Below are 15,966 nucleotides of genomic sequence, written 5' to 3'. Positions count from 1 at the left end.
CTCAGCGCCTCGCTTGCAGCAGGAGTTCAGCCTGGGCCAAACGTTCAGGCGTGCCCACATCCACCCATTGGCCTTGCAGGTGTTCGCCACTCACCAGGCCCTGGGCCATGGCGCTGCGCAACAGCGGCGCCAGCTTGAACGGCCCGGCCTCGCAACCGGCGAACAAGCGCGGGTGGAGCACCGAAATGCCGCTGAAGGTCAGCGCGGTCGAGCCCGGTGTAGCGTCGTGGATGCGGCCGTTTTCCAGGCAGAAGTCACCGCCGCTGGGGTGATGGGGCGGGTTGTCCACCATCACCAAGTGCGCCAACCCTTGCAGCGGCCGACGCAGGGCGCGCAAGTCGTAGTCGGTCCAGATATCGCCGTTGACCACCGCGAACGGCTCATCGCCCAACAGCGCCAAGGCGCGGAAAATCCCACCGCCGGTTTCCAGCGGCTCACCTTCGGGGGAATAGCGGATGCTCAAGCCCAAGCGCTGGCCATCGCCCAGGTAGTCTTCGATTTGCTGGCCGAGCCAGGCGTGGTTAATCACGATTTCGCGAAACCCCGCCGCCGCCAGCGCCCGCAGGTGATGCTCGATCAACGGTATGCCGCCCAATGGGATCAGCGGCTTGGGCGTGGTCAGGGTCAAGGGGCGCATGCGCTCGCCCTTGCCCGCCGCCAGGATCATCGCCTTCATCGCGCCGCTCCAGCGCGCAGGCTCGCAAGCAACTCGCCCAGTTGCGCCAGCTCCGGCCGGCGGGCCAGCACCGCTTCTATATAAGAGAAGAAGCGCGGCACATCCGCCAGGTAGCGCGGCTTGCCGTCGCGGTGGCAGATGCGGGCAAAAATGCCGATCACTTTCAAATGGCGCTGCACGCCCATCAGGTCGCTGGCCCGCAGGAAATCATCAAACTGCGCCTGCACCGCAATGCCCAGGTTGGCGGCCTGCTGCCAGTAATCCTTGAGCCAGCCTTCCACCCGCGCCTGGGGCCAACTGAGAAAGGCGTCCTTGAACAGGCACGTCACGTCGTAAGTCACCGGGCCGTAGACCGCGTCCTGAAAATCCAGCACCCCCGGGTTGGGTTCGCTCAGCATCAGGTTGCGCGGCATAAAGTCGCGGTGCACCAGAACCTTGGGCTGGGCCAGGGCGCTGTCGATCAGCAGGTCACTGGCCTCTTGCCACAAGGCCTGCTGACGCGCATCGAACACCACGCCCAGCTCGCGCTTGACGTACCACTCGGGGAATAACTCCAACTCCCGGCGCAACAACGCCACGTCGTAACTGGGCAGCGGCGCGTCCATCGGCAACTGCTGCAAGGCCAGCAACGCCTGCAAGGCATCCTTGAACAGCGCATCGGCATTTTCGCCGTCGATCACATCCAGGTAGGTCTGGTTGCCCAGGTCATTGAGCAAAAGAAAACCGCGCGCCAGGTCTTGGGCGTAAATTTTCGGCACGTTAATGCCCGATTTCGCCAACATCGCGGCGATATCCACGAAGGGTTTGCAGTTTTCCTGGGGCGGCGGCGCGTCCATGACCACAAAGCTGCGGCCCTCGCCTTGCCAACGGAAATAACGGCGAAAACTCGCGTCGCTGCTGGCCGCGGTCAACGTGGCCGGGGGCACGGCACCCCAACCTTGGGCGCTGAACAACATTGCCAACTGCTCATCGAGCCAAACTTTCAGGTGTTGCAAGCGTACATCTTGGTCAGGCATTACAAGGGTCTCCGACGGCGCTAGCCGTCAAGCGGGTCATGCTTTATTATCCAGCATCTTTTTCAGACCATCGAGAGGCGTGCGGCCCACACCGCGGGCAGATGGCACGCAGGAAGCCCGGACTAATAAGATGGCATTGAAATCCCCCGCGTTTCGTAAAAAATTTCCGTTGTTGGTTACCGGCAGTCTGCTGGCCCTGCAACCTCTAGCCACTTCGTTCGTGGTCGCCGCGGAACAGTATGACTGCTCAGTCTCTGCTTCGGGTGCCTGGGACTGCGCGCCTAAAGCTCCAGCGGCTCAACTGCCGCCGCGCCCCGTGCATGACGGTGCCGCGCTCAGTTCGGGCGGCGACAGCCCGGCCGGCACCAGCAGCGGTGGCGAAACCGCCGCCCAAACTACGCTGGTTACCGAAGCCAAGGGCCGCGGCCTTAAGTCGCGCAGTGCCGACTACAGCCACCTGGACTGGGTCCCGCGTGAACAACTGACCGCCGCGCAACTGGCCGAGACCGGTCCTTATTGCTCTGGTTCCTATATCGAACCGATTCGTCCTGGCATGAATGACAAGACGAATAAAAGTGATGCCCCGACCTTCATCGGCGCCAAGGCATCGCGTTACGAGCAGGAACAACAGGTCGCGACCCTGGCCGGTGACGTCGTCATGCGCCAGGGCAGCATGCAGGTGGAGGCCGACGAGGCCAACCTGTATCAGGCCGAAAACCGTGGTGAACTCAACGGCAACGTGCGCGTCCGTGACAACGGTGCCCTGCTGGTGGGCGACCACGCCGACATCCAGCTCGACACCGGCGAAGCCAAGGTCGACAACGCCGAGTACGTGCTGCACAAGTCGCGTATCCGCGGCAGCGCGCTGTACGCCAAGCGTGCCGAGAACGCGATCATCCGCCTCAAGGATGGTACGTACACCTCGTGCGAACCCAACAGCAACGCCTGGCAGCTCAAAGGCAACAACATCACCCTGAACCCGGCCACTGGCTTCGGCACCGCGACCAACGTCACGCTGCGCGTCAAGGACATCCCGGTTCTGTACACCCCGTACATCTACTTCCCGATCGATGACCGTCGCCAGTCCGGCTTCCTGCCGCCGACCATCGGCAGCGGCAGCGACACGGGCTTTATGCTCGTCACGCCGTACTACTTCAACATCGCGCCCAACTACGATGCCACGTTGTACCCGCGCTACATGAGCAAACGCGGCCTGTTGATGGAAGGCGAATTCCGCTACCTGACCAAAAGCAGCGAAGGTCAGTTCGGCGCCGCGTACCTCAACGACGACAACGACGACCGCAAGAAGCAGTCCGACTCCGAGAAGACCCGCTACCTGCTCAACTGGCAGCACAAGGGTGGTCTTGATTCGCGCGTCATGACCGAGGTCGATTACACCAAGATCAGCGACCCGTACTACTTCCAGGACCTGCAAAGCGATCAGATCGGCGTAGACAGCCGTACCTTTATCAACCAGCAAGGCGCCGTGACCTACCGTGGCGACAATTACGCCGCCCGGATCAACGCCCAGGCCTACGAGTTGGCGACGGTTTCCAACATCACGCCGTACAACCGCTTGCCGCAGATCACCTTCAATGGTGCGCTGCCGGTCCACCCGGGCGGCTTCAATTTCGCTTACAACACGGAAATCGTGCGGTTTGATCGGGATTTGAACAACGGTATCTACACCAATGAAGATGGTGTGTGGCAAAAACCGAATGGTGATCCTGTCTATCGTCTGGACAGAAATGTCAGTGGATTGGCTCGCGCAAACGGTAACCGCCTGGATCTGGAGCCAACTGTCAGTCTCCCGCTGAACTGGTCCTATGGTTTCATCAAGCCTGCGCTCAAGTACAAGTACACCCAGTACGACCTGAGCCTCGATGGCAAAGGCAAAGGCGACATCATAACCGCCAAAAATAGAGCAGCTCTTAAAGGCGAAGACTATATCGGTGGAGACTTCAGTAGCTCTCAGAACCGCGGCGTACCTATCGCCAGCGTTGACAGCGGCCTGTACTTCGACCGTAACACTCAATGGTTCGGCAAAAACTACCGTCAAACTCTTGAACCGCGCCTCTTCTATCTATACGTCCCGGAAGAAAACCAGGAAGACATCCCGGTATTCGATACTGGCGAAAGCACCTTCAACTACGCCTCGCTGTTCCGTGACAACCGCTTCTCCGGCTCCGACCGTGTAGGCGATGAGAACAAGCTGTCCCTGGGCGTAACCAACCGCTGGATCGAAGACAACGGCTTTGAGCGCCAGCGCATCAGCATCGGCCAGGCCCTGTACTTCAAGGATCGTGAAGTTCAATTGCCAGGCATCAATGCCAAGACCCGCGACGATGCACAGTCCAACGTCTCGCCTTACGCACTGGAATACGAGTTCCGCTTCAACCGCGACTGGCGCACCACCGCCGACTACAACTGGGACCCGGATAGCGGCAGCCCACGTTCCGGCAGCGCGATGTTCCACTACCAGCCGGAAGACAACCCGAACAAGGTCATCAACGCCGGTTATCGCTATCGCAACGACCAGATCCGCTATGACCAGAACAGCGGTACTTGGAAGTTTGGCGGCGACTACGGCACACCTGGCACTGCAGGCTATGTGAAGGACTACTACAAGATCCAACAGCACGACTTCTCGGTGATCTGGCCGATCGTGCCGCAGTGGAACGCCATCAGCCGCTGGCAGTATGACTACAACCGCAACCGTACCCTGGAAGCCTTCGGTGGTTTCGAGTACGACAACTGCTGCTGGAAACTGCGCCTGATTAGCCGTTACTGGGTCAAGTACGACGAATTCAGCCAGGAAGCCCCGGAAAACGAACGTGGCGACCATGGCATCTTCCTCCAAATTGTTCTCAAGGGACTCGGCGGCGTGACCGGCGCCAAAGTAGAGAGTTTCCTCGACCAAGGCATCCAAGGTTATCGTGAACGTGAAGACCAAGCTTTCTGATTCTCTGCGCCCGCTGATGCTGGGCGCGCTGTTCCTGGGCACGGCCGCCAACGCCGCCGTGCAGTCCATAGACAGAGTCGTGGCCATCGTCGACAACGACGTGGTGATGCAGAGCCAACTGGACCAGCGTGTCCACGAAGTGCAGCAAACCATCGCCAAGCGCGGTGCCGGCCTGCCGCCTCCGGGCGTGTTGGACCAGCAAGTGCTGGAGCGCCTGATCGTCGAAAACCTGCAACTGCAGATCGGCGAACGCTCCGGCATCCGCATCACCGACGAAGAACTGAACCAGGCCATCGGCACCATCGCGCAACGCAACAACATGAGCGTCGAGCAGTTCCGCGCCGCACTGGCCCGCGACGGTCTGTCTTATGAAGACGCCCGCGACCAAGTGCGCCGCGAGATGATTATCAGCCGTGTGCGCCAGCGCCGCGTGGCTGAGCGTGTGCAGGTCACCGAACAGGAAGTGAAGAACTTCCTCGCCTCGGACCTGGGCAAGATGCAGCTCTCCGAAGAGTTCCGCCTGGCCAACATCCTCATCCCGACACCGGAAAGCGCCAACTCCGAAGCCATTCAGGCCGCAGCACGCCAGGCTGGCGACGTGTATCAGCAACTCAAGCAAGGCGCTGACTTTGGTCAGTTAGCCATTGCTAAGTCCGCCAGTGAAACCGCGCTGGAAGGCGGCGATATGGGCTGGCGCAAAGCCGCACAATTGCCACCACCGTTCGACCGCATGCTCAGCACCATGGCCGTGGGCGACGTGACCGAGCCGATGCGCACACCGGGCGGTTTCATCATCCTGAAGATCCTCGACAAGCGTGGCGGTGAAGCTCAGGTCCGTGACGAAGTGCATGTGCGCCACATCCTGATTAAACCGAGCGAAATCCGCAGCGAAGAAGAAACCAAGCGCCTGACGCAGAAGCTCTACGACCGCATCGTAGCGGGCGAAGACTTCACCGAACTGGCGAAGAACTTCTCCGAAGACCCGGGTTCTGCGTTGCACGGCGGCGATCTCAACTGGATCGACCCCAACGCCCTGGTGCCCGAGTTCCGCGAAGTGATGGCCAAGACCCCACAAGGTCAGCTGTCCAAGCCGTTCAAGAGCCCTTATGGCTGGCACGTCCTGGAAGTCCTTGGCCGCCGCGCCACCGACAGCACCAACCAGGCCCGCGAGCAGCAAGCGATGACCGTGCTGCGTAACCGCAAATACGACGAAGAGCTGCAAACCTGGCTGCGCCAGATCCGCGACGAAGCCTACGTTGAAATCAAACTGCCTGGCGCCGACCAGGCGCAGCAGTGAAACCCAAGCGTTTCGCGCTGACACCCGGCGAGCCGGCGGGCATTGGTCCAGACCTGTGCCTGTTGCTCGCCTCGCAACCCCAGCCACATCCCCTGATCGCCATCACCAGCCGCGACCTGCTCCTTGAGCGGGCCGCGCAACTGGGCGTGGTTGTCGATTTACTGCCCGTCGCACCGGGCAACTGGCCCGACAGCCCGGCCCCCGCCAACAGCCTCTATGTGTGGGACACCCCGCTACAGGCCAAGGTCGTGGCCGGACAGCTGAACCAAGCCAACGCAGCGTTCGTCCTCGAAACCCTGACACGTGCAGCCCAAGGCTGCGTCGATGGGTATTTCGCAGCGATGATTACGGCGCCCGTGCACAAAGGCGTTATTAATGAAGCCGGCATCCCGTTTTCCGGCCACACGGAGTTCCTCGCCGACCTGACCCACACCGAGCAAGTGGTGATGATGCTGGCGACCCACGGTTTGCGTGTGGCGCTGGTGACCACTCACCTGCCCCTGCGCCAGGTGGCCGATGCGATCACCGCGCAGCGCCTGGAGCGGGTCACGCGGATTCTGCACACCGACCTGCAACAAAAATTCGGCATTGCCCGGCCACGTATCCTGGTCTGCGGGCTCAACCCCCATGCCGGTGAAGGTGGACACCTGGGCCATGAAGAAATCGACATCATCGAACCCACCCTGGAGCGTCTGCGCACCGAAGGTATGGACCTACGCGGTCCCCTGCCCGCCGACACTCTGTTTACCCCCAAATATCTGGAGCACTGCGACGCAGTGCTGGCGATGTACCACGACCAGGGCCTGCCCGTACTGAAATACAAAGGTTTCGGCGCGGCAGTCAACGTGACCCTCGGCCTGCCGATCATCCGCACCTCAGTCGACCACGGCACTGCCCTGGATCTGGCCGGCAGCGGCAAAATCGACACCGGCAGCCTGAAAGTCGCCCTGCAAACCGCCTACCAGATGGCCGAGACTTGTTTATGACCGAGCACTACCAACACCGGGCGCGTAAGCGCTTTGGCCAGAACTTCCTGCACGATGCCGGCGTTATCGACCGCATTTTGCGGGCCATCAACGCCAAACCCGACAATCGCCTGCTGGAAATCGGCCCGGGCCAGGGTGCCTTGACCGAAGGCCTGCTCAACAGCGGCGGCCAGCTTGATGTGGTGGAACTGGACAAAGACCTGATCCCGATCCTCAACCAGCAGTTCGCCGGCAAAAGCAATTTCAACCTGCACCAGGGCGATGCGCTGAAGTTCGACTTCACCAGCCTCAACGCCGCGCCCGGCAGCCTGCGGGTGGTGGGCAACCTGCCGTACAACATCTCCACGCCGCTGATTTTTCACCTGCTGAATAACGCCAGCCTGATCCGCGACATGCACTTCATGCTGCAAAAGGAAGTGGTCGAACGCCTCGCGGCCGGGCCTGGCGGCGGTGACTGGGGTCGTTTGTCGATCATGGTTCAGTACCACTGCAAGGTCGAACACCTGTTCAACGTCGGCCCAGGGGCGTTCAACCCGCCGCCTAAAGTCGACTCGGCCATCGTGCGCCTGGTGCCCCACGCCGTGCTGCCGCATCCGGCCAAGGACCACCGCATGCTCGAACGGGTCGTTCGCGAAGCCTTCAACCAGCGCCGCAAAACCTTGCGCAACACCCTGAAAAACCTGCTCAGCACCGACGAGATCCAAGCCTGCGACGTTGACGGCAGCCTACGCCCGGAGCAACTGGACCTCGCGGCGTTCGTGCGCCTGGCCGATGCCCTGAGCGATCAACTCGCTGCAGCCCCGCGCGCCGACTGACAAGGCGCCCGCGTGATCGGGTAAGACACCAGGCCTCATGTCTGGTTTACTACCCGATACTTGGCCTAGACTGACTCAACCAGTCCTGTCCCGCGCTCCGCTTTGCTTCCTAAGGCCTTTTGCATGTCCGATCCTCGTTATCAGGTCGACGTCAGCGTCGTCACCCGCTTTCTGGCAGAACAATCGCAACCCGAGCAAAACCGCTTTGCCTTCGCCTACACCATCACCGTGCACAACAATGGCCAACTCCCGGCCAAGTTGCTGTCGCGGCATTGGGTCATCACCGACGGCGACGGTCATGTCGAAGAAGTTCGTGGCGCTGGCGTGGTGGGTCAGCAACCGCTGATCGCCGCCGGCCAAAGCCACACCTACAGCAGCGGCACGGTAATGACTACCCGCGTGGGCAACATGCAGGGCAGTTACCAGATGCTCGCCGAAGACGGCAAACACTTCGACGCCATCATCGCGCCCTTTCGCCTGGCGGTGCCCGGAGCCCTGCATTAATGGCGACCTACGCTGTCGGTGACCTGCAAGGATGCCTGGAACCTCTCAAATGCCTACTCGACCAAGTCAGCTTCGACCCAGCCAAGGATCGCTTGTGGCTGGTCGGTGACCTGGTCAACCGCGGCCCTGAGTCGCTACAAACCCTGCGTTTCCTGTACAGCATCCGCCAGTCCCTGGTGTGTGTGCTGGGCAACCATGACCTGCACCTGCTGGCGGTCGGCCATAACATCGAGCGCCTGAAAAAGGGCGATACCCTGCGCGAAATCCTCGAAGCGCCGGATCGCCCTGAACTGCTGGAATGGCTGCGCCAACAAAAACTGATGCACTACGACGAGCAGCGCAACATCGCCCTCGTACATGCCGGCATCGCGCCACAGTGGAGCCTGAAAAAGGCCCTCAAGTGCGCAGCGGAAGTCGAGCAAGCCCTGCGCGACGATAGTCTCGTGGCCCCCTACCTCGACGGCATGTATGGCAACGAGCCAAGCAAATGGGATAACGACCTCAAGGGCGTGACCCGCCTGCGGGTTATCACCAACTACTTCACCCGCATGCGCTTTTGCACCGCCGAAGGCAAGCTCGACCTCAAGGGCAAGGAAGGCGCCGACACCGCGCCGCCGGGTTACGCGCCATGGTTTCGCCATAAAGACCGCAAGACCCAAGACGTGAAAATCATCTTCGGCCATTGGGCGGCGCTCGAAGGCCAATGCAACGAGCCCGGCATCTTCGCCCTCGACACCGGGTGCGTGTGGGGCGGCGCCATGACCCTGCTCAATATCGACACTGGCGAGCGCCTGAGCTGCGACTGCGACGCCGAAGGCCATGCCAAGGCCGCCCAACCCACCCCTCACGTCCAGGCTGCGGTAAAACGCTGACCGCGCCCCCACCCGAACCTAGGAGCCCGCCATGAGCGAATTCAAACGCATCCCTCCCGAACAAGCCCAGACTCTGCGCGCGCAAGGCGCGGTCGTGGTCGATATCCGCGACCCGCAAATCTATGCAGCGGACCACATCAACGGTGCCAAGCACCTGGATAATCACTCCATCAGCGACTTCATCCGCGGCGCCGACCTCGACGCCCCCACGGTGGTTGTCTGCTATCACGGCAACTCCAGCCAAAGTGCTGCGGCCTATCTGGTCAGCCAGGGTTTCTCGGACGTCTACAGCCTGGATGGCGGTTTTGAACTGTGGCGTGCGACTTATCCGACAGAAACCGAGCCAAGCCCCCAGGAATAATTTTTTACAGCGCTGCAGCCCACGCCCGCCGTGGGCTGACGAACGGTAGGCGCGAACTAATTGTGTATTCGCCCTTGACCTCCCGGATTCCGAACTATCCTTAGCCACAGGCCATCCAAAACAGGGGAGAGCCGGTACACCGGCGTGTGGGTCATCGGGATTAGCTTTCCAGATCGAAAGCTTTGAAGGTGTTCTGGGGGGATAAGCAGCCACTGCGTTTGCGGGGGCTGACCAGCATCGACTGACTGATCCGACGTCGGCTCCACGTATCGAGCGAGGTGACGTCATGAGTATTTTTAGCCACTTCCAACAACGCTTCGAGTCCACACGCCAGGAAGAATTCTCCCTTCAGGAGTACCTGGAACTGTGCAAGAAGGATCGCAGCGCCTACGCCTCTGCCGCCGAACGCCTGCTACTGGCCATCGGCGAACCGGAGTTGCTGGACACCTCGACCAACTCACGGTTGTCGCGGATCTTCTCCAACAAAGTGATCCGGCGCTACCCGGCGTTTGAAGACTTCCACGGCATGGAAGAGTGCATCGACCAAATCGTTTCCTACTTCCGCCACGCGGCCCAGGGCCTGGAAGAGAAAAAGCAAATCCTCTACCTGCTGGGCCCTGTCGGGGGCGGCAAGTCTTCCCTGGCGGAAAAACTCAAGCAACTGATCGAAAAAGTACCCTTCTATGCCATCAAGGGCTCACCGGTTTTCGAGTCTCCGCTGGGGCTGTTCAACGCCACCGAAGATGGCCAGATCCTCGAAGAGGACTTCGGCATCCCACGACGCTACGTAAACACCATCATGTCGCCCTGGGCTACCAAGCGCCTGGCCGAGTTCGGCGGCGACATCAGCCAATTCCGCGTGGTCAAGCTGTACCCTTCGGTCCTCAACCAGATCGCCGTCGCCAAAACCGAACCGGGCGATGAAAACAACCAGGACATTTCCGCCCTGGTGGGTAAGGTGGACATTCGCAAACTGGAGGAATACCCACAGAACGACGCCGACGCCTACAGCTACTCGGGCGCGCTGTGCCGGGCCAACCAGGGCCTGATGGAATTCGTCGAGATGTTCAAGGCGCCGATCAAGGTGTTGCACCCCCTACTCACCGCCACCCAGGAAGGCAACTACAACAGTACCGAAGGCCTGGGGGCGATTCCGTTCACCGGCATCCTGCTGGCCCACTCCAACGAATCGGAGTGGCACACCTTCCGCAACAACAAGAACAACGAAGCCTTCATCGACCGTATCTACATCGTCAAAGTCCCTTACTGCCTGCGGGTCAGCGACGAAGTGAAGATCTACGACAAGTTGCTCTTCAACAGCTCCCTGTCCAAAGCCCATTGCGCCCCCGACACCTTGAAGATGCTCGCGCAGTTCACCGTCCTGTCACGCCTCAAGGAGCCGGAAAACTCCAACATCTACTCCAAAATGCGCGTCTACGACGGAGAGAACCTCAAGGACACCGACCCGAAAGCCAAGTCCATCCAGGAGTACCGCGACAGCGCCGGCGTTGACGAAGGCATGAACGGCCTCTCGACCCGGTTCGCGTTCAAGATCCTGTCCAAAGTCTTCAACTTCGACCCCCACGAAATTGCCGCCAACCCGGTTCATTTGCTGTACGTGCTGGAACAACAGATCGAACAGGAACAATTCCAGGCAGAAACCCGCGAACGCTATCTGCGCTTCCTCAAGGAGTACCTGGCGCCGCGCTACATCGAATTCATTGGCAAAGAGATCCAGACCGCGTACCTGGAGTCGTACAGCGAATATGGGCAAAACATCTTCGACCGCTACGTGCTCTATGCCGATTTCTGGATTCAGGACCAGGAATACCGCGACCCGGAAACCGGCGAGATCCTCAACCGCGTCGCCCTGAACGAAGAACTGGAAAAAATCGAAAAGCCGGCCGGCATCAGCAATCCGAAAGATTTCCGCAACGAAATCGTCAACTTCGTCCTGCGCGCACGGGCCAACAACAACGGCAAAAACCCAACTTGGCTCAGCTACGAAAAACTGCGGGTGGTGATCGAGAAGAAAATGTTCTCCAACACCGAGGATCTGCTGCCGGTCATCAGTTTCAACGCCAAGGCCAGCAAAGAGGACCAACAAAAACACAACGACTTCGTCACACGCATGGTCGAGCGCGGTTATACCGACAAACAGGTGCGGCTGCTTTCTGAGTGGTATCTGCGGGTCAGAAAATCGCAGTGAAGCAGTTGCAAGCTCCAAGCCACAAGTTGCAAGGAAACAGGCTGTAGCCCAGACATGCGGGCATTTGCTTCACCTTGCAACTTGCAGCTCACAACTTGAAGCTGCCCGGAGGGCCCTATGAGCTATGTGATCGACCGACGCCTCAATGGCAAGAACAAGAGCACGGTTAACCGCCAGCGCTTCTTGCGGCGCTACCGTGACCACATCAAAAAAGCCGTCGAAGAAGCCGTCAGCCGTCGCTCCATCACCGACATGGAACACGGCGAGCAAATCAGCATCCCTGGCCGCGACATTGATGAGCCAGTGCTTCATCACGGCCGCGGCGGCAAGCAGACCGTGGTTCACCCTGGCAACAAGGAATTCACCAGCGGCGAGCACATCCCACGCCCACCAGGCGGAGGAAGTGGCAAAGGGCCTGGCAAGGCCGGCAACTCCGGCGAAGGCATGGACGAGTTTGTCTTCCAGATCACCCAGGAAGAGTTCCTCGAATTCATGTTCGAGGACCTGGAATTGCCCAACCTGGTCAAACGCAACCTGACCGGCACCGACACCTTCAAGACCGTGCGCGCCGGCATTAGCAACGAAGGCAACCCTTCGCGCATCAACATCATCCGTACCCTGCGCTCAGCCCATGCACGGCGTATTGCCCTGTCCGGCAGCAGCCGGGCCAAACTCAAGGACGCCAAAGTCGAGCTTGAGCGTCTGAAGCGTGAAGAACCCGATAATTTCGGCGATATTCAAGAGCTGGAGACGGAGATCGAGCGCCTGAGCGCCCGCATCCATCGCGTGCCCTTCCTCGACACCTTCGACCTCAAGTACAACCTCCTGATAAAGCAACCCAACCCAAGTTCCAAGGCGGTGATGTTCTGCCTGATGGACGTTTCGGGCTCGATGACACAAGCGACCAAGGATATCGCCAAGCGCTTCTTCATCCTGCTGTACCTGTTCCTCAAGCGGAACTACGACAAGATCGACGTGGTATTCATTCGCCATCACACCAGCGCCCGCGAAGTGGACGAAGAGGAGTTCTTCTACTCACGCGAAACCGGCGGCACCATCGTTTCCAGCGCCTTGAAGCTGATGCAGGAAATAATGGCCGCACGCTACCCCAGCAATGAATGGAACATCTACGCCGCACAGGCCTCGGACGGCGATAACTGGAATGACGATTCGCCGATCTGCCGCGACATCCTGATTAACCAGATCATGCCGTTCGTGCAGTACTACACTTACGTCGAAATCACCCCGCGCGAACATCAAGCCCTGTGGTTTGAGTACGAACGCATCGCTGAAGCCTTCTCTGACACCTTTGCCCAGCAACAACTGGTCTCGGCCGGCGATATCTACCCGGTCTTCCGTGAACTCTTCCAGCGCAGGTTAGTGACATGACCGCCAAAGAGCAGAAACGCCAACCCATTTCCACCGGCTCGGAATGGACGTTCGAGCTGATCCAGGCCTACGACCGCGAAATCAGCCGCATCGCGGATCGTTATGCCCTCGACACCTACCCCAACCAGATCGAAGTTATTACCGCCGAACAAATGATGGACGCTTACGCCTCCGTAGGCATGCCGTTGGGCTATCACCATTGGTCCTATGGCAAGCACTTTCTTAGTACCGAAAAGTCCTACAGTCGCGGGCAGATGGGGCTGGCCTACGAAATCGTCATCAACTCCGACCCCTGCATCGCTTACCTGATGGAGGAAAACACCATCTGCATGCAAGCCCTGGTGGTGGCCCACGCCTGTTATGGCCACAACAGTTTTTTCAAGGGCAATTACCTGTTCCGCACGTGGACGGACGCCAGTTCCATCATCGATTACCTGGTGTTCGCCAAGCAGTACATCATGCAATGCGAGGAGCGCCACGGCATCGATGCGGTGGAAGATCTGCTGGACTCCTGCCACGCCCTGATGAACTACGGCGTCGATCGCTACAAACGTCCTTACCCCATCTCCGCCGAGGAAGAACGGCGCCGGCAGAAGGATCGTGAAGAGCACCTACAAAAACAGATCAACGATCTGTGGCGCACTATCCCCAAGGGCGCGGACAAGTACAGCGATAAAGACAATGCACGCTTCCCCGCCGAACCTCAGGAAAACATCCTGTATTTCATCGAAAAACACGCACCGTTGCTGGAGCCATGGCAACGGGAGATCGTGCGTATCGTGCGCAAGATCGCCCAATATTTTTATCCACAGCGCCAAACCCAGGTCATGAACGAAGGCTGGGCGACCTTCTGGCACTACACCTTGATGAACGATCTGTACGACGAGGGGCTGGTCACCGACGGCTTCATGATGGAGTTCCTCACTTCCCATACAAGCGTGGTCATGCAGCCGGGTTTCGACAGCCCCTACTACAGCGGCATCAACCCCTATGCGCTGGGGTTTGCCATGTACCGGGACATTCGTCGCATGTGCGAGGAGCCGACCGAAGAAGACCGCCACTGGTTCCCGGAGCTGGCCGGAACCGATTGGCTATCGAGCATCAAGTTCGCCATGAGCAGCTTCAAGGATGAGAGTTTCATACTTCAGTACCTGTCGCCCAAGGTGATCCGCGACCTCAAACTGTTCAGCATCCTCGATGACGACCAGAAAGATGACCTGCTAGTGCCTGCCATCCACGACGAACCCGGCTACCGCACTATTCGCGAAACCCTGGCGGCCCAATACAACCTGGGCAACCGCGAACCCAACGTGCAGATCTACAGCATCGATGTGCGCGGCGACCGCTCCCTGACCCTGCGCCACCAGCAACACGACCGTAAACCCCTGGGAGAATCCACCGAGGAAGTGCTCAAACACCTGCATCGGCTGTGGGGCTTCGATATCCACCTCGAAACCCTGCAAGGCGAACAAGTGATGAAAACCCACCATGTGCCACCCCGCAACGAACACAGTGAGAACGATTACGGGCGTCTGGACCTCGCCGTCATCCACCTCTGACCCTCTACCGAGCCTCCGCAAATGCGGCACAAGGGTTATCCTGTCGCGCTAACGGAGGTTTTTCATGCAGATTTATAAAGTTGGCGGTGCCGTGCGTGACCGCTTGCTCGGCCAGCCTGTCACCGATATCGATTGGGTTGTAGTGGGCGCGACCACCGAAGAAATGCTCGCCAAAGGCTTTCGCCCAGTCGGCGCTGATTTTCCGGTGTTCCTGCACCCCAAAAGCGGCGAGGAATATGCCCTGGCCCGCACGGAACGCAAGAGCGGGCGCGGCTACGGCGGGTTCACCTTTCATGCCAGCCCCGAAGTCACCCTCGAAGAAGACCTGATTCGCCGCGACCTCACCATCAACGCAATGGCCGAGGACGATCACGGTAATCTGACCGATCCCTATAACGGCCAACAAGATCTGGCCGGCCGGGTTTTACGTCACGTTTCCCCCGCATTCGCCGAAGATCCCCTCAGAGTTCTGCGCGTCGCTCGTTTTGCCGCCCGCTATGCCGGGCTCGGTTTCACCGTGGCCCGGGAGACCATGGAATTGATGCGTCGGCTCAGCGAGTCCGGCGAACTGCAAGCTCTGACCCCGGAGCGCAGTTGGAAAGAAATTTCCCGCGCATTGATGGAAGAACAACCACAGGTATTTATCCAGGTTCTGCGCGATTGCGGAGCCTTGAAGGTCTTGCTACCTGAGGTGGACGCTCTGTTTGGCGTACCGCAACCCGAGGTCCACCACCCGGAAATCGACAGCGGCGTGCACACCCTGAGCGTTCTGGAGCAAGCCGCCCAGCACCAACAACCGCTGACAGTACGCTGGGCCTGCTTGCTGCACGATTTAGGCAAAGGCCTCACGCCCCAAAGCGAATGGCCAAGGCACATTGCCCACGAACACAAAGGCCTGAAGCTGATAAAAACCGTCAACGAACGCTTCAAGGCGCCACGGGACTGCCAGGAATTGGCGCTTTTAGTCGGCCAATATCACACCCACGGTCACCGCGCCCTAGAGCTGAAGCCCTCAACCCTGCTGGAGCTGCTGCAAAGTTTTGACGTCTACCGCCGGCCGCAACGCTTCGAAGAATTCATCGTCGCCTGCGAAATGGACGCCCGTGGGCGCAAGGGCTTTGAGCAGCGCAGTTATCCACAGGCCGATTACCTGCGCGGCGCGGCCAGTGCGGCGCGCGGTGTGGCAGTGCAGCCCTTGCTGGAGAAAGGATTCAAGGGCCCCGAACTGGGGGAGGCCCTGAAGCAGGAGCGCCTCAACGCCCTGAAGGCTTACAAGGAAGCGGCGTCAGCCTGAAACCAACGCCGGGTGAGTGCTCGGCT

At 59.8% G+C, this 15,966-nt stretch carries 13 protein-coding genes; 11 read left to right on the top strand and 2 right to left on the bottom strand.

Going from position 1 to position 15,966, the window contains the following annotated elements; translation table 11 throughout:
* Nucleotide 1: 1 nt before the first annotated feature.
* Complete coding sequence (murU, locus tag CKW13_RS12755) at nt 2-676, bottom strand: N-acetylmuramate alpha-1-phosphate uridylyltransferase MurU (protein WP_095108968.1); 675 nt, start codon at nt 674-676, stop codon at nt 2-4.
* Nucleotides 673-1,692, bottom strand: a complete 1,020-nt coding sequence (locus tag CKW13_RS12750) for an aminoglycoside phosphotransferase family protein (RefSeq protein WP_095108967.1) — start codon at nt 1,690-1,692, stop codon at nt 673-675. Before CKW13_RS12750 ends, murU begins: the two co-directional genes overlap by 4 nt.
* A 130-nt stretch (nt 1,693-1,822) precedes the next feature.
* Between CKW13_RS12750 and CKW13_RS12745 the strand changes: the two genes are divergently transcribed.
* From CKW13_RS12745 to CKW13_RS12695, 11 genes are all read left to right on the top strand, one after another.
* Entirely contained in the window at nt 1,823-4,654 is a 2,832-nt protein-coding gene (locus tag CKW13_RS12745; protein WP_095108966.1) for an LPS-assembly protein LptD, read from the top strand.
* Complete coding sequence (surA, locus tag CKW13_RS12740; RefSeq protein WP_141233976.1) at nt 4,635-5,951, top strand: peptidylprolyl isomerase SurA; 1,317 nt, start codon at nt 4,635-4,637, stop codon at nt 5,949-5,951. The genes CKW13_RS12745 and surA overlap by 20 nt, the downstream gene beginning before the upstream one ends.
* Complete coding sequence (pdxA, locus tag CKW13_RS12735) at nt 5,948-6,937, top strand: 4-hydroxythreonine-4-phosphate dehydrogenase PdxA (RefSeq protein WP_095108965.1); 990 nt, start codon at nt 5,948-5,950, stop codon at nt 6,935-6,937. Before surA ends, pdxA begins: the two co-directional genes overlap by 4 nt.
* Nucleotides 6,934-7,752, top strand: coding sequence for a 16S rRNA (adenine(1518)-N(6)/adenine(1519)-N(6))-dimethyltransferase RsmA (gene rsmA / locus CKW13_RS12730; RefSeq protein WP_095108964.1), 819 nt, complete (start codon nt 6,934-6,936; stop codon nt 7,750-7,752). The genes pdxA and rsmA overlap by 4 nt, the downstream gene beginning before the upstream one ends.
* A 123-nt stretch (nt 7,753-7,875) precedes the next feature.
* Entirely contained in the window at nt 7,876-8,256 is a 381-nt protein-coding gene (gene apaG, locus CKW13_RS12725; RefSeq protein WP_095108963.1) for a Co2+/Mg2+ efflux protein ApaG, read from the top strand.
* The gene (locus CKW13_RS12720) at nt 8,256-9,128 is read left to right on the top strand and encodes a symmetrical bis(5'-nucleosyl)-tetraphosphatase (RefSeq protein WP_095108962.1); all 873 of its coding nucleotides are present in this window, start codon (nt 8,256-8,258) and stop codon (nt 9,126-9,128) included. Before apaG ends, CKW13_RS12720 begins: the two co-directional genes overlap by 1 nt.
* A gap of 31 nt (nt 9,129-9,159) precedes the next feature.
* The gene (gene glpE, locus CKW13_RS12715) at nt 9,160-9,489 is read left to right on the top strand and encodes a thiosulfate sulfurtransferase GlpE (RefSeq protein ID WP_095108961.1); all 330 of its coding nucleotides are present in this window, start codon (nt 9,160-9,162) and stop codon (nt 9,487-9,489) included.
* 286 nt (nt 9,490-9,775) lie between these two features.
* Nucleotides 9,776-11,698: a PrkA family serine protein kinase gene (locus CKW13_RS12710; protein ID WP_095108960.1), complete on the top strand. Its 1,923-nt coding sequence runs from the start codon at nt 9,776-9,778 to the stop codon at nt 11,696-11,698.
* Nucleotides 11,699-11,815: 117 nt separating this feature from the next.
* On the top strand, nt 11,816-13,087 hold the full coding sequence (locus CKW13_RS12705) for a YeaH/YhbH family protein (protein WP_095108959.1): 1,272 nt from the start codon (nt 11,816-11,818) through the stop codon (nt 13,085-13,087).
* Complete coding sequence (locus tag CKW13_RS12700; RefSeq protein ID WP_095108958.1) at nt 13,084-14,646, top strand: SpoVR family protein; 1,563 nt, start codon at nt 13,084-13,086, stop codon at nt 14,644-14,646. Before CKW13_RS12705 ends, CKW13_RS12700 begins: the two co-directional genes overlap by 4 nt.
* A 64-nt stretch (nt 14,647-14,710) precedes the next feature.
* Entirely contained in the window at nt 14,711-15,940 is a 1,230-nt protein-coding gene (locus CKW13_RS12695; RefSeq protein ID WP_095108957.1) for a multifunctional CCA addition/repair protein, read from the top strand.
* The last annotated feature ends 26 nt before the right edge of the window (nt 15,941-15,966 follow it).

Source organism: Pseudomonas sp. Irchel 3E20 (genome assembly GCF_900187645.1).
Taxonomy (GTDB): Bacteria; Pseudomonadota; Gammaproteobacteria; order Pseudomonadales; family Pseudomonadaceae; genus Aquipseudomonas.
Note: the sequence above shows the minus strand (reverse complement) of the source record. Positions and strands in the feature narration are given on the sequence as shown.